Genomic DNA, 25,292 nt, shown 5'->3' with positions numbered 1-25,292 from the left:
AGCGCGCCGCCATGCGCATCGACTGGTGGACCATCGGCCTGCAGACCATCAATCTGGTGGTGCTGCTCTGGCTGCTGGGGCGGTTCTTCTTCCGCCCCATGACCAAGGTCGTGGCCGAGCGCCGGACGGCGGCCAACGAAATGCTCGATGCCGCCAGAGCAGCGCAGGAAAAGGCCGAAGCGGCGACGAAGGAAGCCGAGGCTGAACGGCAGCGCGTCGCAGCTTCCCGGCAGGAGGCGCTGGAAGCTGCGCGCAAGGAAGCCGAGGCCCAGCGCGCCAAGCTGATCGAGGCCGCCCACGAGGAAGCCCGCCGCGAACGCGCCGAGGCCGAGGCGGCGCTGGATCATGCGCGCGGTCAGGCCGAGGCGCAGCTTGCCCGTCAGGCCAATGCTCTGGCGGCGGACATGGCCGCCCGACTGCTCGAAGGCCCGGCGGCGAAGCTGCCGCTGGCATCTTTCCTGCCCGAACTCGAACATGCCCTCGCCGCACTTCCCAAAGCGACGCGGGCGAAGCTGGCGACCGAAGCAGCACCCGCAACGCTTGTCAGCGCCCGCGCGCTCGACGAGGCGGAGCAGCAGGACGTGCGTGAGGCTCTGGGCCGGGCGCTCGGCCATGAGGCCACGCTTACCTACGACACCGATCTCACGCTCATTGCCGGCTTGCAGCTGAGCGGGGGCATGGCGGTGCTCGACGTCAACCTGCGCGCCGATCTCGACCGCGTGACCGCGAGGCTCGATGCCCGTGACGAGTGACCCGACCTTCTCGGCCGATCTTGGCGAACGCTGGCTGGAGCGCGGCCGCAAGCGCCTGCAGTCCGCCGATCTCACGCCCCATGCCGAGACTTTCGGCGTGGTCGAGGAAATGGCCGACGGCATCGCCCGCATCTCCGGTCTTCCCGATGTGCGGCTCAATGAACAGCTCCGCTTCGAGGGCGGCGAGATAGGGCTGGCGCTCACGCTCGATGCCGACAGCATCAGCGCCGTCCTGCTCGACGACGCCGCGCAGATCGAGGCGGGGATGCGCGTGTCCGGTACCGGCGAGGTCGTGCGCGTGCCGGTGGGTGAGGGGCTGCTCGGCCGCGTCGTCGACCCGCTGGGGCGTCCGCTCGACGACGGGACGCCGATTGCCGAAACCGATACCCTTCCGGTCGAGCGTCCGGCCCCCGCGATCATCGAGCGCGATCTGGTGTCCAGTCCGGTCGAGACCGGCGTTCTGGTGGTCGATGCGCTCTTCGCGCTCGGGCGCGGGCAGCGCGAGCTGATCATCGGCGACCGGGCCACCGGCAAGACCTCGGTCGCGCTCGATGCGATCATCAACCAGAAGCACTCCGACATGGTCTGCGTCTATGTCGCGGTGGGCCAGCGGGCGAGCGCGATCGACCGCGCCATCGAGGCGGTGCGCACGCACGGCGCGCCGGAGCGCTGCATCTTCGTCGTCGCCTCGGCCGCCGAAGCCTCCGGCCTGCAATGGCTCGCGCCTTTCGCGGGCTTCACCATGGCCGAGTATTTCCGCGACAAGGGGCAGCATGCGCTGATTGTGATCGACGATCTCACCCGCCACGCGGCCACCCACCGCGAACTGGCGCTGCTCACCCGCGAGCCGCCGGGGCGCGAGGCCTATCCGGGCGACATCTTCTACCTCCACGCCCGCCTGCTCGAACGCGCCGCGCGGCTTTCGCCCGAGCTGGGCGGCGGATCGCTCACCGCGCTGCCGATTGCCGAGACCGACGCGGGCAACCTCTCGGCCTATATTCCCACCAACCTGATCTCGATCACCGACGGGCAGATCGTGCTCGACAGCCGCCTGTTCGCGGCGAACCAGCGCCCGGCGGTCGATGTCGGCCTCTCGGTCAGCCGCGTCGGCGGCAAGGCGCAGAAGCAGGCGCTGCGGCAGGTTTCGGGGCGGATCCGGCTCGATTATGCGCAGTTCCTCGAACTGGAGATGTTCACCCGGCTCGGCGGCGTCTCCGACCCGCGCTTCAAGGCGACGCTGACCCGCGGCGAGCGGATCCGCGCGGTGCTCGCCCAGACCCGCTTCAGCCCGATGCGGCAGGCCGATCAGGTGGCCCTGCTCGCCGCGCTCAATGCCGGTGTCCTCGATACCATCGAGCCCGAGGCCATCGCCGGGCTCCGTCCCCGGATCGGCTCCGTGCTCGATGCCTCTGCCGACGATCTGGTCGCGGTGGTCGAGGCCAACGAGAAGCTGGACGACGCGGCGCTGGAGCGGCTTGTCGAACTGGTCCGCTCGCTGATTGGACGCGCGGCGGGGCCGGGCCATGGCTGAAAGGCTGAGCGACGTCGAGGACCGGATCGACAGCGTCCGCCAGCTCTCCTCGGTGATTTCGGCCATGCGCGGTATCGCGGCGGTGCGCAGCCGCGAGGCGAACGCGCGGCTTGCCGGCATCCGCGAATATGCCGAGACGATCGGCACTGCGATTGCCCAGGCTCTGGCGCTCTATCAGGCCGGTGGGGCCGATCCGGCGGTCGATAGCGGCGAGGCGGGGCGGCTGCTGATCCTCGCCCTCTGCGCCGAGCAGGGCTTCGTCGGCGCCTTCAACACTCATGTCCTCGACGAGGTGCAGGCGCTGGCCGACTCCTTCGGGGCCGAGCGCGCCGATCTGCTCATGGTCGGCAGCCGGGGCGTCGCCGCCGCGCGCGAACGCGGGCTGGAGCCGGTGGACTGCCTTGCCATGGCGGGTCATGCCGATCAGCTTTCCGCGCTTGCCAATCGCCTCGGCGACCGGCTTTTCGCGCGGCTGCAGGCGGGTACGATAAGTCGCGTGGTGATCGTCAGCGCGCGCCCGGACGAGGCCCATGCGGCGCCCTATTCGGTGGTCCGGCAGACGCTGATCCCCTTCGACTTCGACCGCTTTCCGCCCGCCAATCTCGCGCAGCCGCCGCTCATCCATCTGCCCGCCGCCGTGCTACTGGCGCGCCTCACCGACGAATATGTCTTCGCCGAACTGTGCGAGGCGCTGACGCTGTCCTACGCGTCGGAAAACGACGCCCGCATGCGCGCGATGATCGCCGCGCGCGAAAACGTCGCCCGCAAGCTCGACGAACTGACCGCCACCTCGCGCCGCCTGCGGCAGGAGCAGATCACCGAGGAACTGATCGAGCTTTCGGGGGCAGTGCGGGATTGAGGAAACCGCCGTTAAAATATTGACGTCATGCCAGCGAAGGCTGGCATCGCTGGCAGCCAATTCTGCCCGGAAAGCAATTCCGGATGGAGCGATTTGATTGACCGTCTTGTCTGACAGCAAGCGATCCCAGCCTTCGCTGGGATGATGAGCAATTCTAGAAAAATTCCCGGTCCAGCTCCCGCAAATCCAGCTCCACGCACAGCGCCGCCCGCGCCGCGACAACCTGACGCCACAAGGCCGGGTTGCCCAGATCCTCGACGGCCACTGCCTCCGGCCAGTACTCGCGCACAAGCGCCTCGATCCGGTCCAGCTTTTCGGGCGTCGCCATGAAGCGCGGATCGACGGTTTCGGGATCGGCCACCACGCGCAGGCGCAGGCAGGCGGGGCCGCCGCCGTTGGCCATGGACTCGCGCAGGTCGTGGACGAAGAGCTGGCGGATCGGGCCGTTGCCGGCGACATGCGCCTGCAGCCAGGTCCACACAGGGCCGTTCTCCTGCGCCTCGCCGGGCAGCACCAGCGCGGGCTCGCCGGACGGCAGCGTCACCAGCTGCGCGTTGAACAGGTACGAAGTGATCGCATCGGCCAGACTGACCGCACTCGCCGGCACTTCGACGATCTCCACCTCGGGCAGCTTTTCGCGCAGCTCGGCGTAGAAGCCCTCGCGGTCAGCGAAGGCGAGTTCGTGGGTGAACAGCACCCGCTCGTTGGCGACGGCGACGACGTCGTTGTGAAAAGCACCGGCGGCAATCGCCGCGTCCGACTGCCGGGTGAAGATCGTGCGCGCCGGGTCGAGCCCGTGGATACGGGCAATCGCCTCGCTCGCCTCGCGGTGCTGGCGCGCGGGGTAGGGGCCCCCGGCCTCGCCATAGACGAAGACCTCGACGCCCGGCGCATCGTGGCCGGCGCACAGCCGCATGTGGTTGGCCGCGCCTTCGTCGCCGAACGGCGGCGGGACGGGGGCGTGGACCGCGAAGTGCGCGTGATCGGCGAAGGCGAGCTGCAATTGCGCCAGCGTCTCGCGCCATTCGTGGCTGCGGTGGGGCATCGTCACGAGGTTGGCGACGGTGAGGTGGCAGCGCCCGTCCGCCGTGTCCGCCGCGGGCGAGACGGTCGCGGCATTGGCGGCCCACATCGACGAGGCCGACATGGCATTGGCCCGCAGCGCCGCGCTGGCATCGGTCATCGTCGTACCGAGCTGCTGCAGCCAGCCTTCATCAGGGCGCCGCTGCGGCAGAAAGAAGCCCTGCGGCAGTCCCCGCTCCAGATTGGCCCGCATCTTCGCCAGCCCCTGCAACGCCGCATCGCGCGGCCGCGAAACCTTCCCCAGATTGCGCGTCGAGGCGAGATTGCCGAGGCTGAGGCCGGCGTAGTTGTGGCTGGGACCGACGATGCCGTCGAAATTGATTTCGGTGATCATGGCCTGGCTTCTAGGCGGGGGAGAGAGGCGTCACAAGGTGACAGGTTTACACGGGTGACACGGTCCAGGGGATGGAGCGTCACCTTGGGGTGGATGTGTAACTTCGCGTGAATTTCGGTGTCACCTTGTGTTGGTGCGGCCAGGAAGGGGGCGTCAGGTTCATCGCGCGGAGCCTAAGGCAAGGAGGGGCCTGTAGGAAAGTTGGCGGTGAGGCCTTTATGGCCTCACGCTCGGTTTTGGTTCCACGCTGAGGCAGCCGATGGCGGGACGCACATGGCGTTCAGCACTGCGATGATCAGCGGATGATAATCGCACAAACGCAAGGGTTCGGCGCAGCCATCGAGCGCGGATATCAGGGCCGCGCGCTGAATTTCCTGCCATCCTGCGCGTTCCATGCCCGTCAGTTGCGCCGCGAACACCAATTCGAGGGCAAGGTCGGGATTGTCCCGCAGGATCGGGCGTCCCCGCGCATCCTCCAGCAAGGCCGCAGCCGTCGCCGAGAGCGATGGAGGCAAGCTGGCGCAACGAAAGCGCGCGCGATGGAACACCTCGTGAGTCAGTTCATAGGCTGAAGCGGTGTCGATCACCGCGCGTCGCGGGTTTTCGAGCATGGATGGCCGGTCGGGGTCCCGGCGTTTGCCGCCCAGCGCCGCGATCAGCCTCGACGCCTCGCATTGCTGCCACCATGTCGGCAGAACCCCGATCAGGTCTTCCGCGTCGGCCCTCGCGAAAAGATCCTCCAGCGCGAAGGTGCAGGCGCGCGGCGCCGAAATTGCCATGACGAGGGGCGCGATCAGCGCAGGCGTAGGCCCGCTGGCGACGAGTCCGGAAATTGCCGGGTGCCCGGCCTGTTGCGCTACCCAGCGCGGCAACAGCGATAGCAGCGCTGCGACCGCAGGAGAGGCCTCGCCTGGTGGATTCGTCCTCGCCACCTGCAGCAGGAGCGCGATCTCGCAGGCGCGGGTGATCTCCGCTTCGCCTGCATTCGCATCGAGAGAAAAGCTGTCGAGCGAGGATATCAGGCGGTTCGCGCAGTCATCGGTTGCTGCCGAGATGTCCTGCACGAACCGCACTGAGGCGCTTCTCAGCCGAGCCGCTCGCGCGACAGGCTGTCGAGACGGCGAGCGTTGAGCGTTCCGTTGTCGACCAACTCGCGCAGCTTTTCGGTCTTGATGGCACTGGCGTTGCTGCCGCAGGCGATGATCGTCAACCAGGCGTCGGGCGGAGTGGTGGGATCAAGCCCCAGCTTGTCGAGCACCTCCTCGCGGTCCAGCATCTTGCCATCGGGCATGATGGCGTGGGCCTCGTTGATAGAGAGCAGTTCGCCGAGGTTGACGCTCACGTTCAAACCCCTGCCTAGTCGCGTGAAATCAGGCATCCACTTTCTCCTCTTGCTTGCAATCGTGGTCGAGATATCGCTCGACCGTACGGGTCAGCGCGCTTCGAAACGTGCGCTGGAAATCGTCGCAATAGGAGGCGTAGAGCGTGTCGCTCTCGTACTCGGCGTACTGCGCGCAGCCGCCTCCGCAGACGAGTGCAAAGGCGCAGCGCTGGCAAGTGGGAAGCCGCGCAATCGAACGCCCGAACCACCGGTCGGTCGCCTCGGCGTCCAGTTCGGCGCCGCTTTCGCCGAAGGTGCCGATCCGGCTGCATTCCTTGCCCACCGATTCCCAGCAGGCATAGATGCTTCCGTCCGGTGCGAAGATGTAGTTGCCTGTGTTCGCGCTGCAGTATGTACCCTTGAGCTTCATCGGCTCGCCGGCATTGAGGGCGGGCAGGATGGAGCGCTCGGCATGGACTTCCGGCGCGCTCGTGTAGATGTTCCTGGCCGCTTGCGCGATCGGCGACAGCGTGGCGTCGATATCGGCCACATCGATGCGCGACGTGACTCCCCCATCGCCGGTTCGTTCGTAGACCGTATTGCCGTAGATCACGACTTGCGGGTGATCGAGCCATCCCTGGCCTGCGAAGAAGTCGACGAGTTCGCCGAAAAGCTCGATGTTCTGCGGGTCGACATGGCTGCGGATCTGCACTTCGGCATCGGTGTGCTCGAGAACGCGATTCACATTGGCAACGATGGCATCGAACGAGGATTCCTTGCCGACATAGATGCGGCGTTTGTCGTGCACGCGCTTGGGACCGTCGATCGAAACCTGGATCTGTTCGATTCCGCCGCGGCCGATCAGATCGAGATAGGCGTCGAGGTCATGGCCGTTGGTAATGGCGGCAAAAAACGTGCCCCGCGCGCGTCCCTCGCTCACGATCTGCCGGACCACGGCCTGGTTCCTGCGGTCGAGCGGTTCGCCGCCATAGAGGATGATCTGGCCTTCCTCGCTGAGGCCCTGCTCGGCGCGCAACAGGGCGATGGCGTCGAGCGCCTGGCCGACCTGTTCGGCCTGCATGACGACGTTGTTCTTCTTGTGGCTGATGGCCGTATTCGAGCTCTTGAGCCCGTTTTGCATCGGTCGTTCGAAGCAGTACGTGCAGCGGTAATTGCAGTCGAGGTTGGGCACGATCATGAAGCTGGGGCGCCGCGCCATCGCCTTGTGCGCCTCGTCCGCCAGGATGTTCACGATCGCGCGTTCCTCGTCCACACTCCATTCGGTGAGATGGCCGCGATTCAACAGGGATTGTCGCGCCTCGTCGCTCATGTGGGCCAGCGCAGCCGGGACGTCGCCGGTTTCGAGCGCATTCTCGATCACCGGCTCCAGTTGCGGACCGAGCAGGTCCACGGCGCCGGTTATTCCGTTGAGAAGTGTCCGCGGAATGCCCTCTTTCTTTTCAGATAGGATTGAATAGCTGCTGAAGCGCATGGCCTGACCTCTCCGTAGATGATTACTTCGCGAGATGGCGACCGCTTTTTATTTTTTATTTTGTTATCAACTGTATTCGAGTCGAGTCAAATAAATAGAGCTATTTAAATATCGCGTGTTTGCAGCCTCTTCGATAATTAATACGAAATTAACTATCGTATTGTTTGTCATAGCTGCATGAATGCCGGCCGGGATTTACAGGTGCGTGACAAAAGGGCGATCACCCGCAGCATGCTCCGGAAGAGCGGCGCATAGGGGCTTATCCTGAAAGGCAGGGTCGGTTTTACGTTCCGTCCGAGCGGTGAGGACTATAAGCGGGGCGTGTCAGACTGTGCGCCTCACGCCGGTGCGTAGGTCACCGTATCCCCCACGCCTACACCCATGGCCGCCGCGGTTTCCTCGTCCAGCGTGACGCCCTCCGCCGTCTCGGTCAGCTGGCCGATGCAGGCGCGGAACTGGGCGAGGCGGCCGCAGGAGACGATGTGCGTCGGGCCGTCGTCCTCGGGCACGGTGAGCGCGGTGATCTTCGCGTCCTGCGCGACCTGTATGGTGCGGATGCGGTCGGTGTCGGCCATCATCGAGGGGCCGCCGTCGAAGATGTCGACGTAGTTCTGGAAGCGGAAACCCTCGTTTTCGAGCATGCGCATCGCCGGGCGGCCCGAGTAGTGCGGCTGGCCCATGACCTGCCGCGCGCCTTCGGAGAGCAGCGCGGTGTAGATCGGGTGCTTGGGCATGAGATCGGCGATGAACTGGTTGCCGTGGCGCGCGTTGAACTCGTCGGCGTCGCGAAAGCTCATGTCGAAGAAGCGGCCGGCGAGGCCGTCCCAGAACGGCGAGTTGCCCGCATCGTCGATGGCGCCGCGCAGTTCAGCCAGGGTGCGGTCGGCGAACTTGGCGCGGTGGGCGCGGATGAACAGGTAGCGGCTGCGCGCGAGCAGCTTGCCGACGCCCGAGGAGCGCTCGGTCGGGTCGAGATAGAGGCCGCCGACTTCGCTCGAGCCGTCGAGATCGGTGCACAGCGTCAGCATCTCGGCGCGGAAGGTGCGGTCCAGTTCCTTGGAGTGCTGGGTGATGCGACCGATGCGGTAGGAATAGAAGGGCAGCTCGGTGCCGACCTGCGAGAAGATCTGGCAGGTGCCGCGCACTTTCCCGGTCTCGGTATCCTCGAGGATGAAGACGAACAGGTCGTCGTTCAGCGTGTCGTCTTCGCGGGCAAAGGCCTTTGCGGCGCGTTCCAGCTTGGCTTTCAGCGTCGGCTTGTCGGGCGGCAGGTTGGTGAAGCCGCCGCCGGTGCCCTTGGCCATGCGGTAGAGCGCTTCGAGGTCCTTTTCGCGGGCAGGTCTGAGGATGAAGGTCATGGCTGCACACCCTGCCTGTCGAGACGGTGCATGACCAGAGCCGTCAGCCGCGCGCGGGCTTCCAGCGAACTGGCGAGCATGAATTCGTCGGGCGAGTGGATCGCACCGCCCAGCGCGCCCATCGTGTCGAGCACGGGTACGCCGCAGGCCGCGATGTTGTTCCCGTCGCACACGCCGCCGGTGTCTTTCCACGTCATCGCCTGACCGAGGTCGGTCGCGGCCTTGGAGACGAGGCCGAACAGGGCTTCAGTCTTTTCGCCGATCGGCTTGGGCGGGCGCGAGACGCGGCCAGTGAGATGGATCGAGACGTCGTGCTCCACGGCGACGGCGGCGATTGCCTCGTCGATCAGCTTGCGCGCGATCTGGCCCAGTTGGGGCGTGCGCGGGCGCAGGTTGAAGTGGAGGATGGCGAGGTCGGGCACGGTGTTGTTGGGCGCGCCGCCCTCGATCCGCGCGGGGTTGACCGAAAGCCCGTCCTGCCGCCCCGCAGCGAGACGCAGCGCGAGGTCGCCGGCAGCGACGACGGCATTGCGTCCGTCCTCGGGATTGCGGCCCGCATGGGCGGAGCGGCCGTGGATCACCGCGGCATAGTTGCCCGAGCCGGGGCGGGCGCGCGCCATCGACCCATCGGGCAGGCCGGGCTCGTAGGTCAGCGCCGCCAGCTTGCCTTGCGCCAGTTCGGCGATCAGCGCGGCGGAAGAGAGCGAGCCGGTCTCCTCGTCGCTGTTGATCATCACGTCGTAGCCGAGCGTAGGGTTACCGCGTTCGTAAGTGAGCAGGCCTTCGAGCATCAACGAGAGGCCGCCCTTCATGTCGGCGGTGCCGGGGCCGTGGAGCGTGTCGTCGTCGAGCCAGTCACAGGTCTGGAAGGGGTGCTCCCTGGCGTAGACCGTGTCCATGTGGCCGGTGAGGATCACGCGGCGCTCGGCCTCGGGCCTTACAGAAACGACGAGATGGCGGCCATGGGCGACCGCGCGCATGTGGCCTTCGTCGTCGACTTTCTCGACCGGGGCGGGATCGACCAGTCGCACGTCGCCCGGCAGCGCGGCAAAGGCATTTGCCAGCCGCTCGGCCATCGCCGCGACGCCATCGAGATTGGCGGTGCCGCTGTTGATCGCCGCCCATGCTAGCGTGCGTTCGAGGATCGGGCCGCGCTCGACCGGGGCGAGGAGGTCGCTTTCGTCGTTGGTCAGGCCGCTCATGCGCGCAGCTTTCCGGCCAGAGCACCCGAATTGCCTTCCGCGCTCGCCGCTTCGAAGCTGGCGACCGGATAGGCGCAGTAGTCGGCGGCGTAGTAGGCGCTCGGGCGGTGATTGCCGCTGTCGCCCAGCCCGCCGAAGGGCATCGATCCGGCGGCACCGGTGGTCGGGCGGTTGCGGTTGACCACGCCGGCGCGGCATTCGTGGATGAAACGCTCCCACAAGGCATCGTCGGCGCTGATCAGGCCTGCGGAAAGGCCAAAGCGGGTGTGGTTGGCGGCAGCCAGCGCGGCGTCGAAGTCGCCGACGCGGCGGACCTGCAGGACGGGCGCGAATATCTCCTCGTCGGGCACGCCCACGCCGGTCACGTCGAGGATGGCGGGGGTGACGAAAGCGCTGCTGCGGCCCTCGATTCCGGTGAACGGGCGGATCACTTTGGCGCCGTGGCCGATCAGAGCTTCGACCTGCGCCTTGGCGCCGGCTGCGGCGGCCTCGGAAATCAGCGGGCCCATGTAGGGCTCGGGCGTCTCGTCCCAGGCGCCGATGACCAGCTTGCCGGCGAGCGCATCGACGGCCTCGACCAGTGCGGTGCCGAATTCGTTGTCGGGTACGATCAGGCGGCGCGCGCAGGAGCAGCGCTGACCGGTGGTGACGAACGCCGACTGGACGACCACCGAGGCGGCCTCTTCCACATCGCCATCCCATGCGATCAGCGGGTTGTTGCCGCCGAGTTCGAGCGCGAGGATCACGTCTGGGCGGTCGGCGAACATGTGGCGGAAGTGCGCGCCCGCCTTGGCTGAGCCGGTGAAGAGCAGCCCGTCGATATCGCCGGAAAGCAGCGCTTCGCCGGTCTCGCGTCCGCCCTGCAGGATCTGGAACACGCCTTCGGGCAGACCCGCCTCGGCCCAGCATTCGGCCATGGCCGCGCCGGTGGCGGGCGTCATCTCGGAGGGCTTGAACACCACCGTGTTGCCCGCGAGCAGGGCGGGGACGATGTGGCCGTTGGGCAGGTGGCCGGGGAAGTTGAACGGGCCGAGCACCGCCATCACCCCGTGCGGACGGTGGCGGAGCACGGCCTGGCCGAAGGGCATGTCGGAGCGTTTCTCGCCCGCGCGTTCGGCCTGCGCGGTGATCGAGATGCCGACCTTGCCGATCATCGATCCGGCTTCGGCGAGGCCCTCCCAGCGCGGCTTGCCCGTCTCGCGCGAGATCGTTTCTCCCAGCGTGTCCTTGCGGGCTTCGAGTGCGGCCTTGAATCGCTGCACCGCCTCCACGCGCGCCTCGACGGGCAGGGCGGCCCATGCCGGAAACGCCTTGCGCGCTTTCTGAAGCGCGGCGGTGACGGCCTCGGAGCCGGCGGTCTCACCTTCCCAGACCAGATCGCCGGTGGCGGGATCGAAGGATTGGAGCATGATCATGTGTCCCTTGTCACCGCGAAGATGCCGGTGGCGTTGCCGCTGTCGAACGTGAGGTCGAGCAGTCCGCTGTCCGGATCGGTATCGCGGGTGATGAATTCATAGAAGGAGCCGGGCACGTCCAGTTCGGTTTCGCTGCCGTCGGGCATGCGAAAGGCGCGGCGTACCTTGTCGGCGAGAATGGCGGTCTGGCGCACGCGGCCGTTCTGCGAGATCTCGACCGCGGGCTTCATCGGGAATCCCTGCGCCTTGAGGTCCTCGGCCAGCGCCACGACATCGGCAACGCGTGTCGTGGCGTGATTGAAGGCATTGCCCTCGGTCGCGATCCAGGCGCCTTCCTTGCTGTGTTCGAGCAGGGCGCGGTAGTCCTGCAGCGTGGGCACCGGATGCTGTCGGTTGAAGGCCCGCAGCGCTCCCGTCACGATGGTCCCCGCCTCGTCCATCGAACAGGTCCCGTCGCGGGAGAGCGCTTCGAGCGCCTGCCATTCGGCCTCGCCCAGCGGGTCCTGCGAGTCCCCGAATATCTTCTCGGCATGGCCCTGCGCCGCTTCAGGCAGTTCGCGCACGTGAAGTTCGGACACGAAGAACTGCGGGATCATCTCGGGCAGGTCGCGATGCACGAAGGCGCGCCCGGTCATCCTGAGCGCAGGCAGCGGGTAGAGCCCGCCGACTTCGTAGCCCAGCGGTTCGAGGAGACGCGAAAATGCGGTATAGCCCGCCGGCAGGTCGCCGCAGGGGCCGTCGATGGTGCGCAGCGCGCCGTGATCGAAGACGATGGGCTCGCCGGTCTTGCGCACGTCCTCCACATAACGCGCGGCGGTAGGCACCCGCTCGAGCAGGTCCATGAACAGCGCGGCATTGAGAGCCATGGCCACTTGCGCGCGGTTCGGGCGGTCGCTTTCACCCAGCAATTCTGGCGCGATGGCAAGGGTAGAGAGTGCGTCCTGGGCAGGCTCTGCGCCGATCACGGCCGTGAGCAGGCGGGAGAGCGTTTGCTTGTCGTCGGCGGCAGGGAAAGCTGCAGAAGCCATGACATCCTCGTTGTTAAAATATTGCGCGTACATGCAACATAAGTAGTGAATAGCGCCATGTCCATGCCAGTGCCCGGACTGCCGCATATAGCCGGAATCGGTCCTGCGTCGCCCCGACGATGGCATGATCGGCCGGTCTGATCTTTGGGAACAACGGCTGGACACACGGCCGGGTTGCCGCTTCGATGGAATCGAAAAGCAGGATCGAAGGGAGAGGCGCATCATGGCCATCAGGACGGGTTTCATCGGCATCGGCAGCCAGGGCGGACCGATGGCGCATCGCATGCTGCTGCGCTTTCCGCTCACCGTCTGGGCGCGCCGCCCGGAAGCGACGGTCGAGTTCGCAGAGAAGGGCGCGGATGTGGCGGCGAGCGTCGAGGCGCTCGGTGCGGCGTGCGATCATGTGGGCCTGTGCGTGGTGAACGATGCGGACGTGTTGGAAATCTGCGCGCGGCTGGTGCCGGCTATGAAGCGCGGCAGCCTGCTGGCACTGCATTCGACAATCCTGCCCGAGACTGCCGCCAAGGTGCAGACGCTCTGCGCCGAACACGGCGTCGCCATGATGGACGCCCCGGTCAGCGGCGGCGCGCCGGGCGCCGAGGCGGGTACGATGACGGTGATGTGCGGCGGATCGCAGGCGGCCTTCGATCAGGCCAGACCCGTCTTCGAAAGTTTCGGCAAGCTGATCGTCCTGCTCGGCGAGGCCGGGGCCGGGCAGAAGGCCAAGATCGTCAACAACTCTCTGATGGCCGCGAACATGGGGCTCGCGCAGGCCGCGCTGCAGGCCGGCGAGGCGCTCGGCGTGGACCGCAAGGCGCTCGCCGAACTGGTGAAGGAAAGCTCGGGCAAGAGCTTCGGCTTCGAAGTCTATGCCCGCATTCCCGAGCCGCGCATGTTCGAACACGGCGCGAAGATGCTGCTCAAGGACACCAACCTGCTGGCCGAGATCCTACCAGGCTCACCGGATTCGGCGATGCTGGAGGAGACGGCCAAGTCGTTCCTGCTGCTGGCGACGGACGGGAAGTAGGGTTCCGCCCCCGCACTCCTAACCGGCCTCCTCAGCGCATGTAATTGACATAGATGCCGTGCAGCAGGCCCGGCAGGTACAGGATGATCGTAAGGATCAGATTGATCAGGAACGTTTTGCCCAAGCCATGCTTGAGAGCGACGCCAAGCGGCGGCAAAAGAACGGTAGCAATAAGCGTAATCAATGCCTTCATCGGCTTGTCTCCTTTCCGAAGACAACCCGACGTCGATCAAGTGGTTCCGCTGATGCGAAACCGCACCGCGCGATCAGGTCACCATATTAGGCCTGCCCGGAAAGGCTGCTTCTCGGTGAAAGCGTTGAAATGCCGTCCTTCACCTGAATGGTCGACCGGCTACCGGCGTTGGGTCAACCATCCTGGGGGGCGGCTAAGTCGGGGTAAGCGGACTTAGCGATCCGATTGCGGATCTTGCCAGACGCCCAGCCTGCAAATGTCCCGCCACGGGCGCAAAAACACTATCGCAATCGCCAAAGCCACCCCAGTGATCGGAAGTGCAAAGTGCAGGGGGGCGAGCAATACTATGCTGTTGAAAGCTGAATGTATGCATAGACAGACGATCAATTGCTTATTTCGTTGCCCGTCTAGATGGAACGCATAAATAATTGCTGTCAGAACGTGCAAAAGAAGTGCTGGTACTGCTTCCAAAGTTTCAATAATGCCCAAATATCCATACAAATGAGACATCGTAAGTACCTTTGACAGCATAAATTCCGCAACGCCAAACAAGCACACCAATGCGAACGAATGAATTCGATCAGTTTGTGATTTTGCGGCATAATATTTTATTGTTTCTTCAACAAAAGGCGCAAAAAGAACGGCCGCAATAAATTCCCACCAATAATGCTGACCCAATATTGTCGTTGCTCCAAGCAGCCATGGCAAGAGGTTTAGTATACTGGCTAAGAGGCAGTAGCCCACAGCTAGCCATAACAAGCGCCAAGCTGTTGCCCCGCCGCCGACAACAAGAAAGCAGCTAGCGATTGCTGCGGCGGCGAGAAGCATCGTGAAGAACATGAATGTGACTATCTAGGACCATTCAGAGCAATCAACCAAAATGAATTGATGACCGCTTTGTCGGCGTGTCCGGAACGGCAGGTTTCGGCTTAAGGTGCTGAAACACTGCCGGTCCCGTTGTCAGCCATGCGCCCCGAACTCGTTGGCGATGGCCGTCGTGATCCGCAGGCTCAGCGTGTGCGACCGTGCGATGGGGTCGATGAAGTCGCGGTGGATCTGGGCGTAGCCGCTGGCGCTTGAATCCGGGTAGTCGCTGGGCTCGTCCACCGCGAAATCGTTGATCGAGGGGAAGTGGATCGGGAAGGCGCGGCGGAGCTGGGCGAGGCCGTCGTCGACGCGCAGGCTGAAGAACATCTCCAGCACGTCGTCGCGGCTGATGTCGTTGGCGCGGCTGAAGGGCGGGACCATGACCGCGCGCAGGAACATGTGCTTGAACAGCGCTATGCGCAGCGACTGCAGGACGCCGAGGCTCCGGCGGGTGTGCTCGCGGTCGGGCAGCGGGGCTTCGTCCGGGATCAGCTCGAGCAGCTTGTAGAGCTTCATCGCATCGACCCGCAGGCGCGAGGCGAGGCGGCGGAAGACGCCGGTGCGGTCGTCCTTGGTGAGGTATTCGGCCAGCGTCAGGCAGGCTTCGGAAATGTGCTGCTCGTCGCCGCGGTAGGGGCGGCTGGCCCAGTAGGCGGAGTTGAACAGCTCGCCATAGGCCGCGACGGTCTTGATCGATGCGAGCGCATTGGCGGCGCGCACCAGCCGGATGAGCTGCCGGCCGCGCACGCTTTCCTGCAGCATCTCGGCGATTTCCTCGCGGTTGCCGTCCGAGGCGGTGCCGACGCCGGAGATCACGTTCACCGGATAGCCGAGCTGCTGGAGCACGGCATTGTGCGGGATCGCGCGGATCTGGCGCAGGCTCATCGTCCGATCGGCATTGAGGTCCGACTGGCGGCGCGACTTGCGGCTGCCGGTGTCGTTGAGCATGCCTAGGCCGAAGGCGGTGATCGCCCGGCTGTAGGTCGCGCTTTCGAGGTGGCCGTGCTGGACGCGGCGAATGGCGCGATAGAAGTCGAGGCTGAGGTCGGTGCGGCGGTAGAAGACGTCTGTCGGCGCGCGCGGATCGGCAGCCCACAGCGGTTTTTCGGCCATGCGGGAGAGCGTCGCCAGCGCCAGTTCGTCGGAGCCGAACCACAGGTAGCCGTCGCCGCCCTGAAAGCTCAGTTCGGGCTCCAGCCGGATGCCGGCGCGCAGGAAGCGGCGGCGGGCCCAGGGCGACATCTGCCACTTGAAGCGGTCTTCGATGTCGGTGGGATGGCAGCCGCGGCCCATGGATTCGCCGCCGGTGTTGAAGATCAGCGCGGCGACATCGACCATGCCGTTGGCGGCCATGGCCTCGGCCAGCCGGCCCTGCAGGCGCTCGATGGCGAGTGCCGCCGGGATCTGACCGACGAAGCGCCCGGCGTCGGAAAACCCGGTCTGGATCGAGACGCGACCGCGCTTGCGGGCGTAGTCGCGATAGGCGGGTTCGGAGAGCACCGCATCGAGGAAACGGCCGCCGTGTTCGAGCGCGGATTCGGTCTCGAACAGCGGCGAGACGTCGACCTTGTCTTCCACACCGAACATCTTGGCGAAGTAGAGCGCCGCCAGCACCGTGGTGGGTTGCTCGCATTCGGCCACGAGCATGCGGATCGGTGCATCGGCATCGATATGCTCGAGGATCTGCGCCATCGCGAGGAACTGGCGCACGGCGGTGCTGTTCTCGATGGCGAGCGCGGCGAAGTTGGACTTGAGCGGCCTCACTTCGCCCAGCAGCTCGCGCATGCGCACCAGCGCGGCCTGGCTGGCGAGGTTGAGCTTGCCGTCCGGGTCCATGCGGCGGCGGATCGCGTTCTGGAGCTGCGACGAGTTCACGCGGAAGTGGATCCAGCCCATGCCGAGCCCGTCGGCGCGCATGGCCGCGGCCACGACCAGCAGCTTGCGCGCGGCGTCCTTGCCGCCGTGGCGGGCCTCTTCCTCAAGCTCGGTGATGATGCTGGAGAGGCTGATCAGCTTGTCCGGGTGATCGGCGGTGAGCGCATTGGCGGCCTCGGACACGTCTTCCGGCGCAGCAAGGTCCTCGCTGAAGCGGGCGACCATGTCCTCGGTATGGGCGGCGGCGCGTTCGAGCTTCTCGGCGATCTTCGGCTCGATCTCCTTCAGGCTCGCGGCATAGCCGGCAAGGCGCATGGCCTTTTCCTGCAGACGGTAGCGGATCGAGGTCGACCAGCCGATGTCGGTGCGCCCGTCCATGTCGTAACCGACCCAGGTGGCGAAGCGCACCGGCATCGGCTGCAGGCTCTTCCAGCGCTTGGGCCAGCGGCTGGCGGCGATGTCGAACAGGCGGCCGTTGATGCGGTCGCGCGCATTCTGGCCGCGGGCAATGGCGGCCATGGCCTTGCCGTGCTCGTAATCGAGCGTGATCGTGTCGCGCTCGGCCGAGGCAACGCAGACGGCGGCCTCGCTGTGATCGCCGCTCGACGCCGCGCCGGCGACCGCTTCGGTCTGCGCTTCGGTGAGCAGGAAGGTGGGGTGCGCGGTGAAGACGACATGCGCGGCCGGGCGCTGCCAGCGGACTGCGAAGGCGGTGAAGTCCTCCTCGTCGGCGGCGGCATCGATGCGGGCGTCGTTTTCTTCGACCGGGATGGTTTCGAGAATGCGGTCGAGACGGGCGGCGCGGGCGCGCAGGCCCTCGCATTCCATCTCGGCGACCAGCGCCTCGATATCGTCGAGGCTCATCTCGCCGTTTTCCAGCTTGCGCGAGAGTTCGAGACCGAGCTGGAATACCGGGTTGTAGAGCGGGGTCTGCGCGGTGAGCTTGTGCAGGTCCTGCAGGCGCGCGGTCAGGTCAGCGACGGTGGTAAGCGCCGGTCCGGTCATCATGCGGTCTCCTTGGAGCCAAGCTGCGCCGCGGCGCGTGCGGTTGCTTCGATCTTGGCGACGTCGGGCGAACCCTTGGGCACCATCCAGCTGCCGCCGACGCAGAGCACGGCATCGAGCGCGAGCCAGTCGGGCGCATTGTCCGGCGTCACGCCGCCGGTGGGGCAGAATTTCGCGGCGGCCAGCGGGGCCGAGATCGCCTTCAGCGCCGAGGGTCCGCCGGCCGCCATGGCGGGGAAGAACTTGAGCCGGTCGAACCCGAGTTCGAGTGCCAGCATCACGTCGCTCGCATTGGCGGTGCCGGGCAGGAAGGGAATGCCCGATTTCGCCGCCGCTTCGCCCAGAGTGGGGGTGAGACCCGGCGAGACGATGAATTCCGCCCCGGCATCGATCGACTTTGCAAGGTCATCCGGCGTCAGCACGGTGCCCGCGCCTACGGTCGCGCCGGGGACCTGCTTCATCACCTTGATCGCCTCGATGGCGCATTCGGTGCGCAGGGTGACTTCCAGCGCGGGCAGCCCGCCCGCGACCAGCGCTTCGGCAATAGGCAGGGCGTGCTCGATATCCTCGATTACCAGCACCGGGATGACCGGCGCGAGACGCATGACCTTTTCGACGGCGGCGGATTTGGCGGTCATTACTGGAGGTGCTCCCTGGCGAAGGCTGCAGCGGCGCCGAACAGGCCGGGCTGCGGGTGGGTGATCAATTTGACGGGAAGGCCGGCCATCAAGCCGGCAAAGCGGCCCTTGGCACAGAAACGCTCGGCAAAGCCGGATTTCAGAATGGTCTCGCGAATGCGGTAGCCGAGGCCGCCGGCAATGACGACGCCGCCCGCGCCATGGGCAAGCGCGTAGTCGCCTGCGGCAGCGCCGAGCGAGAGGCAGAAGCGGTCGACGGCGGCGGCGGCGAGCGCGTCCTCGCCCGAGGTGCCGGCCTGCCAGATCTCCACATCGGTGCGTTCGATGACGGCGCGGTGCTCCATGGCCGCAAGCGTCGCGTAGATTTCGACGATGGCGGGTCCCGAAACGACGCGCTCCACCGAGACGCGGGTGTGGCGCTTGCGCAGGCGGGCGAGGATGGCGTCCTCGATCTGGTCGAGCGGCGCGAAGTCGATGTGCCCGCCTTCGGTGGCCTGCACATGATAGCTGCCGCCCTGGGCGATGGGCCGGCCGTCGCGCCAGAGGTGCGCGACGCCGAGGCCGGTTCCGGGACCAAGTACGCTCAGCGTTCCGGATGCGGGCAGCGGCATTCCGGGCGGCCCGGCAAGGTCGACGAATTCGCTTTCATCGGCGCGCGCCACGGCGTGGGCGACGGCGGCGAAGTCGTTGACGATGGTATAGCGCGTGGCGCCCAGCTTCTCCTCGATCAGCGCGGGGCGGATGATCCAGGGATTGTTGGTGAACTTGATGACGTCGCCGCCTACCGGGCCGGCGACCGACATGGCCACGGACGCGGGCAAGGCGCCACCGTTCCTATCGCGAAAGGCTTCCCAGGCGGTCTGGAAACTGGCGTGGTCGCTGGTGTGCAGCGTCGCCGGTTCGCTCATCGCGATGGTGCCGTCCGCGGACACATCGGCGATGGCGAAACGGGCGTGGGTGCCGCCGATATCGACGGTCACGAGCTGGGTCATGCTACTCTCCGCTTGCCGGGTCTGCCGGTTTCTTCGATGGGCTGATTCCCGCTCACAGCCCCGCAACCTCCAGCATCGCCGATCCGCCCTGTTCGGCGCCGCCTGCGTTCATGCGGAACATGGCGAAGAGCTCGCGGCCCATGCCCATGCCGGCAGGCGGGGCCTGTGCGGGCTCTCGGGATGACAGGTCGGCACTCGTGGAAAGCACGCCATCGCCTGCGGCAAGGCGCACCACGTCGCCATCGCGCAGATAGGCGAGGGGGCCGGGCTTGCCGTCCTTGGCCAGGGCTTCGGGCGTGACGTGGATCGCTGCCGGAACCTTGCCCGAAGCGCCCGACATGCGCCCATCGGTGACGAGCGCGACCTTGTGGCCGCGGTCCTGCAGCACGCCGAGCGGCGGGGTGAGCTTGTGCAGTTCGGGCATGCCGTTGGCGCGCGGGCCCTGGAAGCGCACAACGACGATAACGTCCTTGTCGAGCTCGCCCGCCTTGAAGGCCTGCGCCACGGCTTCCTGGGTATCGAACACGCGGCAAGGCGCCTCGATGGTCCAGCGTTCCTTGTCGACGGCGCTGGTCTTGATCGTCCCGCGGCCGAGATTGCCCGATACGAGCCGCATCCCGCCGTCCGGCTGGAACGGATCGGAGACCGGGCGAAGCATGGTATCGTCGCCGCTCTCTGCGGGCGCCGGGGTCCAGGCGAGGGTGTCGTCCATCAGTACCGGTTCGCTGGCATAGTCGCTCATCCCACCTTCGGCGACGGTGAGAATGTCGGCGTGGGCGAGGCCGGCGCCGAGCAGCTCCTTTACCACCCAGGCCATCCCACCTGCCGCGTGGAAGTGGTTCACGTCGCCCGAGCCATTGGGATAGACGCGGGTGATCAGCGGGACGGCGGCGGACAGTTCGTCGAAGTCCTCCCAGTCGATGATGACGCCGGCCGCGCGGGCCATGGCGGGCAGGTGGATCGCATGGTTGGTCGATCCGCCGGTCGCCAGCAGTCCGACGATGGCGTTGACGATTGCCTTCTCGTCCACCAGCTCGGCCATCGGGCGATAGTCGTTGCCCTTCTTGCTCATCGCCGCGACGCGGTGGACGGCGGCGCGGGTGAGCGCCTGTCGCAGCGGGGTGTTCGGCGGCACGAAGGCGGCACCGGGAATGTGCAGGCCCATCATCTCCATCATCATCTGGTTGGAGTTGGCGGTACCGTAGAAGGTGCAGGTGCCGGCGGTGTGATAGCTCGCGCTCTCGCTCGCCAGCAGCTCCTCGCGCCCCACCTTGCCTTCGGCGTAGAGCTGGCGGGTCTTCTGCTTTTCCTTGTTGGAAATGCCGCTGGGCATCGGGCCCGAGGGCACGAAGACCGCCGGCAGGTGGCCGAAGCGCAGCGCACCGATGACGAGGCCGGGGACGATCTTGTCGCAGATGCCGAGCAGCGTCATGCCGTCGAACATCGCATGACTGAGCGCCACCGCCGTCGACAGGGCGATTGTGTCGCGGCTGAACAGCGACAGCTCCATGCCGTCGAAGCCCTGCGTCACACCGTCACACATGGCGGGCACGCCGCCTGCGACCTGTGCCGTCGCGCCGACTTCGCGGGCGAAGAGCTTCATCTGCTCGGGGTAGCGGCCATAGGGCTGATGGGCGCTGAGCATGTCGTTGTAGGCGGTAACGATGCCGAGGTTGATGGCGCCGCCGGTGGCAATCGCGGGCTTGTCGTCGCCCGCAGCGGCAAAGCCGTGGGCGAGGTTGGAGCACGAAAGGAAGCTGCGGTCGGAATGCCGGTCCCGTTCGCGTTCGACGAGTTCGAGATAACGGCTGCGGCTCGGCCTCGATCGCTCGATAATGCGATCGGTGACGCGCGCGACCACGGGGCTGAGGTTGCTCATGGGCTACTCCTGATTTCCTGGCCGGTCCGCAATCGGCTTGCGGGGCGCTGCTGCGGGCGCCTTGGTACCGGCATCAATTCAAAATCCCGGGCCGGCCGGGGCTTATTCGTGCCAGGTCACCCCGTCGCGCTCGGCGAGCGCGATGGCGGCTGACGGCCCCCAGCTTCCGGCAGTATAAGTCTTGGGCTCGAGTTGGTGTTCCTCCCAGCCGGCACGGATCGCATCGATCCACTCCCACTGGGCCTCCACCTCGTCGCGCCGGACGAACAGCGTCTGGTCGCCCTCGATGAGGTCGAGCAGCAGACGTTCGTAGGCGATGCGCCGCTGCGGCCCGGCGAAGGCATCGGGCATGGAGATTTCCAGCGGGATAGAGCGCAGGCCGACGCCTTCGCGATCGAGGCCGGGAACCTTGGTCATGAGCGAGAGGGTAATGTTCTCGCTGGGCTGGATGCCGATGACGAGCCGGTTGGACACCATCTTCGCGCTGCGTCCGGAAAAGATCGAGTGCGGCACGTTGCGGAACTGGACGACGATCTCGGTGGTGCGCCGGGGCAGGCGCTTGCCCGTGCGCAGGTAGAAGGGCACGCCCTGCCAGCGCCAGTTGTCGATATGCGCCTTGATCGCGACAAAGGTCTCGGTGTCGGAATCCTTGCCCAGTTCGTCGTCGTAACCCGGGACTGCCTGGCCGCCGATGGCGCCGGCGCGGTACTGGCCCGTCACGGTTTCCGCGACTTTCACCTTGCGCAGCGAGCGCAGGATCTTGACCTTCTCGTCACGCACGTTGGTGGCATCGTAGGATACCGGAGGCTCCATCGCGACCAGCGCGAGAAGCTGAAGCATGTGGTTCTGCACCATGTCGCGCAGCGCGCCGGAATCGTCGTAGTAGGCGACGCGCGATTCCAGGCCGACGGTTTCGGCCACGGTGATCTGCACATGGTCGATATGCGCCGCATTCCACAGCGGCTCGAACATCAGGTTGGCAAAGCGCAGCGCCAGCAGGTTCTGGACGGTTTCCTTGCCCAGGTAATGATCGATGCGGAAGATCCGGTCTTCGGGAAAGGCAGAGGCTACAGCATCGTTGATGACCTTGCTCGATTCCAGATCGATGCCGAGCGGCTTTTCCAGGCCGATGCGAACGTTTTCTCCGGCCAGTCCGCTTTGCTGCAGCCCGCGGATGGTGGGCTCGAACAGGCTCGGCGCGGTGGAAAGGAAGATCGAGAGACCTTCCTGCGGGGTCCCGACCTTGGCAGCGAGATCCGTAAATCCTTCGATCGTGTTGGCATCGAGCGGCTGGTAGCAAAGGCGGTTGAGAAACGTCGCCATGCCGCCGCGGCGGTTGGCCGGCAGGAACTGCTCGAGCGCCTCGCGTGCGAAGTTGCGGAACCCCTGGTCGTCGATTTCGGAGCGCGCGGTCCCCACGATCTCGATACGCGGGTCGAGCAGGCCTTCTGCGTCCAGCGCGCAGAGCGACGGCAGGAGCATCCTGCGGGACAGATCGCCTGTGGCGCCGAAGAGGAGCAGGCGATCGGAAGTGAATTTGGTCACAGAAACCTTTCCATCCGGAAGCCGCGCTCCTCCTCGCGGCTTGGTGAACGCTGACGGGACGCCCGGACGTTGCCGTCCATCTGCCCCTCGCGGTTGCAGCATAACGAGAGTGTGGGCGGAAGGCCAGCGGTCAACAGTGATCGCTGGCGCTTCGCTGCATATGTTCGTCGGCATTCCCTGCAAGACGGAATAATGAACGGGACTGCCACTGGATTGTCTCTTGAAAACCCTATGGCCGCGCTAGCAACGATCACGAAAGCGTAGCATTACGGTTGGAAACCGGGAGGAATTTTGCGCATGACTGTCGAGGGCGTCCATCTCCTCGAGCTATTGCAGACACCGGCGCTGGTCGTTTCGCGCGGGCTGGTGCGGTTCGCCAATAGCGCTGCGCAGGGACTGCTGGGCGCGCATATCGTCGGCCAGGACGTGCGCATCGCCATTCGCGATCCTCGCGCGGTGGCGGCGATTCTCAGCGAGAAGGGCGGTTCTGCCCAGGTGACGGGCCTGTCGACGGGCGGATCGGTCTGGGAAGTGGACTGCCGCGTCATCGGCCCGAACGAGCGGCTGGTCAGTCTCTATGACCTGTCCGAGCGCGTGAGCGTGGCGAAATCCCACGCCGATTTCGTGGCCAATGCCAGCCATGAACTGCGCACGCCGTTGGCCAATGTCCTCGGCTACGTCGAGACGCTGCTCAACCCCAAGGCGGGCGGAAACGAGGAAGTGCGCAATCGCTTCCTTGGCACCATCCGTCACGAGGCGCAGCGCATGCAGGCGCTGATTTCGGACCTGATGTCGCTGTCGCGGATCGAGGCCGTCAAGCACGAGGTGCCCTCTGACCGCATCGATCTGGTTGCCCTGGCGCAGGAAGTGGTCGGCGAGTTTCGCGACGGCGCGCAGGTCACGGTAACCGCCAATTGCGCCGATGCCGTGATTGCCGGCGACCGCGGCCAGCTTTCGCAGGTCCTGCGCAATCTCATCGACAATGCGCTCAAGTACGGCAAGCCGGGCGGGCCGGTGGAAGTCTCGGTCGAAGCTGCGAACACCGGCTGGGTGCTGGTGATGGTGCGCGATCACGGCGAGGGGATACCGCCCGAACATCTGCCCCGGATCACCGAGCGCTTCTATCGCGCCGACACGAGTCGCAGCCGTGCGGCGGGCGGCACCGGACTGGGCCTGTCCATCGTCAAGCACATCGTCGAGCGCCACCGGGGGCGCTTCGATGTCGAAAGTCGTTTAGGCTCGGGTACGACAGCTTCCCTTATGTTGCCGCTTAAGGAAGCTTAGCTTCTTTCTGTCAGGGTCGCCCTAATCCGTTGTCACAGCGTACGACAGCGGGACGGGGTCGGCACTTAATTTTCCTCAGTGGTGGAAGGTCTTGATCTGCGTCAGCCGCGCATGCGCGGCCCGGTGCGCTGGAAAAAACAAGGTTCACGGAAGGAACCAGACTAGTGAGGAAAACCCTTCGCATTTCAGCGGTCGCGCTGGCGGTATCTGCCGGATGGGCCCTGCCGACTCAGGCGAGTGCCACCGATGCGGCCTCGGTTCAGGAAGAACTGGCCGCCATGCGCGCGCAGATGCAGGTCATGGCACAGCGGATCGATACGCTCGAGAGCGAACTGGCCGTCGCCAACGCCAAAGCCGACGCTGCCAGTGAAGTCGCCCTGACCGCGACCGAAACCGCCTCTGCCGCCAAGGTGGCCGCCGAAAAGGCGCCGCCGGTCAAGGTGGCCTGGAAGGGCGCGCCGCAGATCGAGGGCGAGGGCGGCTGGAGCTTCAAGCCGCGCGGACGCATCCAGATCGATGCGGCCAGCTACAACGGCCCTTCGGGGCTTTCGGGCGGTGGCAACGATCATCTCGGCACGATCACCGAAATGCGCCGCGCCTGGATCGGTGCGCAAGGCACCATGGCCGGCAATGTCGGCTACCGGCTGGACGTGAGCGTCGGCGGTTCGTCGGTTTCGCTGGCCGATGCCATTATTACCTACAAGGCCGGGCGCAAGGTGAAGATCATGCTGGGCAACCAGCGTCCCTTCACCGGCTTCGAGGACATGACCGCGAACCTCTATTCCGCCTTCATGGAGCGCAGCTCGGTGAGCGAGGCCTTCGTGTTCGAGCGCCGACTCGGCCTCGCCGCGCAGTACAGCGACAAGATCCTCACCGTGCAGGGCGGCGTGTTCAGCGATACGCTCTCGACGATCAGCGACGATGCCGCGCGCAGTTGGAGCATGGATGCCCGTGTGGTCGCATCGCCGCGCGTCGCCGGCGGTATCCTGCATATCGGCGGGTCGGCGCATTACCGCGAGCAGGGTGGCTCCGTCGTCACGTCCCGCTATCGCGCCCGTCCGTTCGTTCATCCGACCAACCTGCGGCTGATAGACACGGGCAGTCTGGCATCCGACGGCGAAACCCAGCTCATGCTCGAAGCCGGCTGGATTTCCGATCGCTTCTATGCGGTCGCGGAATCGCGCTGGATGAAGGTCAGCCGACCCGGCATGTCCAATCCGACGTTCAACGGCGGCTATGTCGAGAGCGGCTATATGCTCACCGACGACAAGATCGCCTATTCGAATGCCGCCTTTGGCCGCATCAAGCCGCGCAAGGGCATCGACAAGGGCGGCATCGGCGCCATCCAGCTCAATACGCGCTACGAATGGCTCGATCTCGCCGATGCCGGCGTGATGGGCGGGCACCAGCAGACAGCCGGCCTGTCGCTGGTGTGGATGCCGACTTCGCACCTGCGCTTCTATGCGAACTATGGCCATACCTGGGTCGACGACGCCGTCGTTACCGCCAACGGCGACGGGTCCTACTCGCTGGATACGATGGCCATGCGCGCCCAGATCGATTTCTAGGCGTCTCGACGCCTGAAGGCCGTCCTGGATCGCATTCCGGAACG

21 protein-coding genes are annotated in these 25,292 nt (G+C 65.9%); 6 read left to right on the top strand and 15 right to left on the bottom strand.

Translation table 11 applies throughout. From position 1 onward, the window contains the following. The first annotated feature begins 11 nt into the window (after positions 1–11). Genes LK12_RS15180 through LK12_RS15170 form a run of 3 tightly spaced genes read left to right on the top strand, consistent with a single transcriptional unit; the run spans position 12 to position 3,142 of the window. The gene (locus LK12_RS15180; RefSeq protein ID WP_039285825.1) at positions 12–752 is read left to right on the top strand and encodes a F0F1 ATP synthase subunit delta; all 741 of its coding nucleotides are present in this window, start codon (positions 12–14) and stop codon (positions 750–752) included. Continuing rightward, positions 742–2,283, top strand: coding sequence for a F0F1 ATP synthase subunit alpha (locus tag LK12_RS15175; protein ID WP_231568373.1), 1,542 nt, complete (start codon positions 742–744; stop codon positions 2,281–2,283). The genes LK12_RS15180 and LK12_RS15175 overlap by 11 nt, the downstream gene beginning before the upstream one ends. Then, on the top strand, positions 2,276–3,142 hold the full coding sequence (locus tag LK12_RS15170) for a F0F1 ATP synthase subunit gamma (RefSeq protein WP_039286103.1): 867 nt from the start codon (positions 2,276–2,278) through the stop codon (positions 3,140–3,142). The genes LK12_RS15175 and LK12_RS15170 overlap by 8 nt, the downstream gene beginning before the upstream one ends. A 154-nt stretch (positions 3,143–3,296) precedes the next feature. Here the strand turns inward: LK12_RS15170 and LK12_RS15165 are convergent, their stop codons facing one another. The 8 genes from LK12_RS15165 to LK12_RS15130 all read right to left on the bottom strand — a co-directional run bounded on the left by LK12_RS15165 (position 3,297) and on the right by LK12_RS15130 (position 12,375). After that, positions 3,297–4,559, bottom strand: a complete 1,263-nt coding sequence (locus LK12_RS15165) for an N-succinylarginine dihydrolase (protein ID WP_039285823.1) — start codon at positions 4,557–4,559, stop codon at positions 3,297–3,299. A 224-nt stretch (positions 4,560–4,783) separates the two neighbouring features. Then, on the bottom strand, positions 4,784–5,632 hold the full coding sequence (locus LK12_RS15160) for a DUF6895 family protein (RefSeq protein WP_039285821.1): 849 nt from the start codon (positions 5,630–5,632) through the stop codon (positions 4,784–4,786). An 11-nt stretch (positions 5,633–5,643) separates the two neighbouring features. Beyond that, the gene (locus LK12_RS15155) at positions 5,644–5,901 is read right to left on the bottom strand and encodes a hypothetical protein (protein ID WP_156135503.1); all 258 of its coding nucleotides are present in this window, start codon (positions 5,899–5,901) and stop codon (positions 5,644–5,646) included. Between the two features lie 28 nt (positions 5,902–5,929). Then, positions 5,930–7,372 carry a radical SAM/SPASM domain-containing protein gene (locus LK12_RS15150; RefSeq protein WP_039285816.1) on the bottom strand — a complete coding sequence of 481 codons (1,443 nt, stop codon included), beginning with the start codon at positions 7,370–7,372 and terminating at the stop codon, positions 5,930–5,932. 338 nt (positions 7,373–7,710) lie between these two features. Continuing rightward, positions 7,711–8,730, bottom strand: a complete 1,020-nt coding sequence (locus tag LK12_RS15145; RefSeq protein WP_039285814.1) for an arginine N-succinyltransferase — start codon at positions 8,728–8,730, stop codon at positions 7,711–7,713. After that, on the bottom strand, positions 8,727–9,932 hold the full coding sequence (locus LK12_RS15140) for a hydrolase (protein ID WP_039285811.1): 1,206 nt from the start codon (positions 9,930–9,932) through the stop codon (positions 8,727–8,729). Before LK12_RS15140 ends, LK12_RS15145 begins: the two co-directional genes overlap by 4 nt. Further along, positions 9,929–11,347 carry a succinylglutamate-semialdehyde dehydrogenase gene (astD, locus tag LK12_RS15135; RefSeq protein ID WP_039285809.1) on the bottom strand — a complete coding sequence of 473 codons (1,419 nt, stop codon included), beginning with the start codon at positions 11,345–11,347 and terminating at the stop codon, positions 9,929–9,931. The genes LK12_RS15140 and astD overlap by 4 nt, the downstream gene beginning before the upstream one ends. Continuing rightward, on the bottom strand, positions 11,344–12,375 hold the full coding sequence (locus tag LK12_RS15130) for a 2-oxoadipate dioxygenase/decarboxylase family protein (RefSeq protein ID WP_039286101.1): 1,032 nt from the start codon (positions 12,373–12,375) through the stop codon (positions 11,344–11,346). Before LK12_RS15130 ends, astD begins: the two co-directional genes overlap by 4 nt. A 223-nt stretch (positions 12,376–12,598) precedes the next feature. Here LK12_RS15130 and LK12_RS15125 point away from each other — a divergent pair, with 223 nt between their 5' ends. Then, entirely contained in the window at positions 12,599–13,402 is an 804-nt protein-coding gene (locus LK12_RS15125) for an NAD(P)-dependent oxidoreductase (RefSeq protein WP_039285807.1), read from the top strand. A gap of 31 nt (positions 13,403–13,433) precedes the next feature. Here the strand turns inward: LK12_RS15125 and LK12_RS24275 are convergent, their stop codons facing one another. The 7 genes from LK12_RS24275 to zwf form a co-directional block, all read right to left on the bottom strand. Continuing rightward, positions 13,434–13,595: a YqaE/Pmp3 family membrane protein gene (locus tag LK12_RS24275; RefSeq protein ID WP_039285805.1), complete on the bottom strand. Its 162-nt coding sequence runs from the start codon at positions 13,593–13,595 to the stop codon at positions 13,434–13,436. A 213-nt stretch (positions 13,596–13,808) separates the two neighbouring features. Then, a complete protein-coding gene (locus tag LK12_RS24675; protein WP_156135502.1) occupies positions 13,809–14,435 on the bottom strand; it encodes a hypothetical protein in 627 nt (208 codons plus the stop codon). A gap of 120 nt (positions 14,436–14,555) precedes the next feature. Continuing rightward, the gene (locus tag LK12_RS15115; RefSeq protein WP_039285803.1) at positions 14,556–17,342 is read right to left on the bottom strand and encodes a phosphoenolpyruvate carboxylase; all 2,787 of its coding nucleotides are present in this window, start codon (positions 17,340–17,342) and stop codon (positions 14,556–14,558) included. After that, complete coding sequence (eda, locus tag LK12_RS15110) at positions 17,342–17,980, bottom strand: bifunctional 4-hydroxy-2-oxoglutarate aldolase/2-dehydro-3-deoxy-phosphogluconate aldolase (protein ID WP_039285800.1); 639 nt, start codon at positions 17,978–17,980, stop codon at positions 17,342–17,344. Before eda ends, LK12_RS15115 begins: the two co-directional genes overlap by 1 nt. Beyond that, positions 17,980–18,972 carry a glucokinase gene (locus LK12_RS15105; protein ID WP_039285798.1) on the bottom strand — a complete coding sequence of 331 codons (993 nt, stop codon included), beginning with the start codon at positions 18,970–18,972 and terminating at the stop codon, positions 17,980–17,982. The genes eda and LK12_RS15105 overlap by 1 nt, the downstream gene beginning before the upstream one ends. A gap of 52 nt (positions 18,973–19,024) precedes the next feature. Then, complete coding sequence (edd, locus tag LK12_RS15100) at positions 19,025–20,851, bottom strand: phosphogluconate dehydratase (protein ID WP_039285796.1); 1,827 nt, start codon at positions 20,849–20,851, stop codon at positions 19,025–19,027. A gap of 102 nt (positions 20,852–20,953) precedes the next feature. Then, complete coding sequence (zwf, locus tag LK12_RS15095; RefSeq protein WP_039285794.1) at positions 20,954–22,396, bottom strand: glucose-6-phosphate dehydrogenase; 1,443 nt, start codon at positions 22,394–22,396, stop codon at positions 20,954–20,956. Positions 22,397–22,693: 297 nt separating this feature from the next. On the opposite strand from zwf, the gene LK12_RS15090 reads away from it, so the two are divergent. Together LK12_RS15090 and LK12_RS15085 are read left to right on the top strand one after the other, a co-directional pair. Continuing rightward, positions 22,694–23,680 (top strand): sensor histidine kinase, encoded by a 987-nt coding sequence (locus LK12_RS15090; protein WP_039285793.1) that lies wholly within the window; start codon positions 22,694–22,696, stop codon positions 23,678–23,680. 164 nt (positions 23,681–23,844) lie between these two features. After that, the gene (locus LK12_RS15085; RefSeq protein ID WP_039285790.1) at positions 23,845–25,248 is read left to right on the top strand and encodes a porin; all 1,404 of its coding nucleotides are present in this window, start codon (positions 23,845–23,847) and stop codon (positions 25,246–25,248) included. Positions 25,249–25,292: the final 44 nt, after the last annotated feature.

Origin of the sequence: Novosphingobium malaysiense, assembly GCF_000802225.1 — a bacterium.
Taxonomy (GTDB): domain Bacteria; phylum Pseudomonadota; class Alphaproteobacteria; order Sphingomonadales; family Sphingomonadaceae; genus Novosphingobium; species Novosphingobium malaysiense.
This window is presented reverse-complemented; position numbering and strand designations above follow the sequence as displayed.

Bases quoted from the DNA above. Each gene is read 5' to 3' on its own strand.
- LK12_RS15125 (WP_039285807.1), top strand. From the start codon at position 12,599: ATGGCCATCAGGACGGGTTTCATCGGCATCGGCAGCCAGGGCGGACCG.
- LK12_RS15140 (WP_039285811.1), bottom strand. From the start codon at position 9,932: ATGAGCGGCCTGACCAACGACGAAAGCGACCTCCTCGCCCCGGTCGAG.
- LK12_RS15150 (WP_039285816.1), bottom strand. From the start codon at position 7,372: ATGCGCTTCAGCAGCTATTCAATCCTATCTGAAAAGAAAGAGGGCATT.
- LK12_RS15180 (WP_039285825.1), top strand. From the start codon at position 12: ATGCGCATCGACTGGTGGACCATCGGCCTGCAGACCATCAATCTGGTG.
- LK12_RS15130 (WP_039286101.1), bottom strand. From the start codon at position 12,375: ATGGCTTCTGCAGCTTTCCCTGCCGCCGACGACAAGCAAACGCTCTCC.
- LK12_RS15145 (WP_039285814.1), bottom strand. From the start codon at position 8,730: ATGACCTTCATCCTCAGACCTGCCCGCGAAAAGGACCTCGAAGCGCTC.
- LK12_RS24275 (WP_039285805.1), bottom strand. From the start codon at position 13,595: ATGAAGGCATTGATTACGCTTATTGCTACCGTTCTTTTGCCGCCGCTT.
- LK12_RS15105 (WP_039285798.1), bottom strand. From the start codon at position 18,972: ATGACCCAGCTCGTGACCGTCGATATCGGCGGCACCCACGCCCGTTTC.
- LK12_RS15165 (WP_039285823.1), bottom strand. From the start codon at position 4,559: ATGATCACCGAAATCAATTTCGACGGCATCGTCGGTCCCAGCCACAAC.
- eda (WP_039285800.1), bottom strand. From the start codon at position 17,980: ATGACCGCCAAATCCGCCGCCGTCGAAAAGGTCATGCGTCTCGCGCCG.
- LK12_RS15090 (WP_039285793.1), top strand. From the start codon at position 22,694: ATGACTGTCGAGGGCGTCCATCTCCTCGAGCTATTGCAGACACCGGCG.
- LK12_RS15115 (WP_039285803.1), bottom strand. From the start codon at position 17,342: ATGACCGGACCGGCGCTTACCACCGTCGCTGACCTGACCGCGCGCCTG.
- LK12_RS15170 (WP_039286103.1), top strand. From the start codon at position 2,276: ATGGCTGAAAGGCTGAGCGACGTCGAGGACCGGATCGACAGCGTCCGC.
- astD (WP_039285809.1), bottom strand. From the start codon at position 11,347: ATGATCATGCTCCAATCCTTCGATCCCGCCACCGGCGATCTGGTCTGG.
- edd (WP_039285796.1), bottom strand. From the start codon at position 20,851: ATGAGCAACCTCAGCCCCGTGGTCGCGCGCGTCACCGATCGCATTATC.
- LK12_RS24675 (WP_156135502.1), bottom strand. From the start codon at position 14,435: ATGTTCTTCACGATGCTTCTCGCCGCCGCAGCAATCGCTAGCTGCTTT.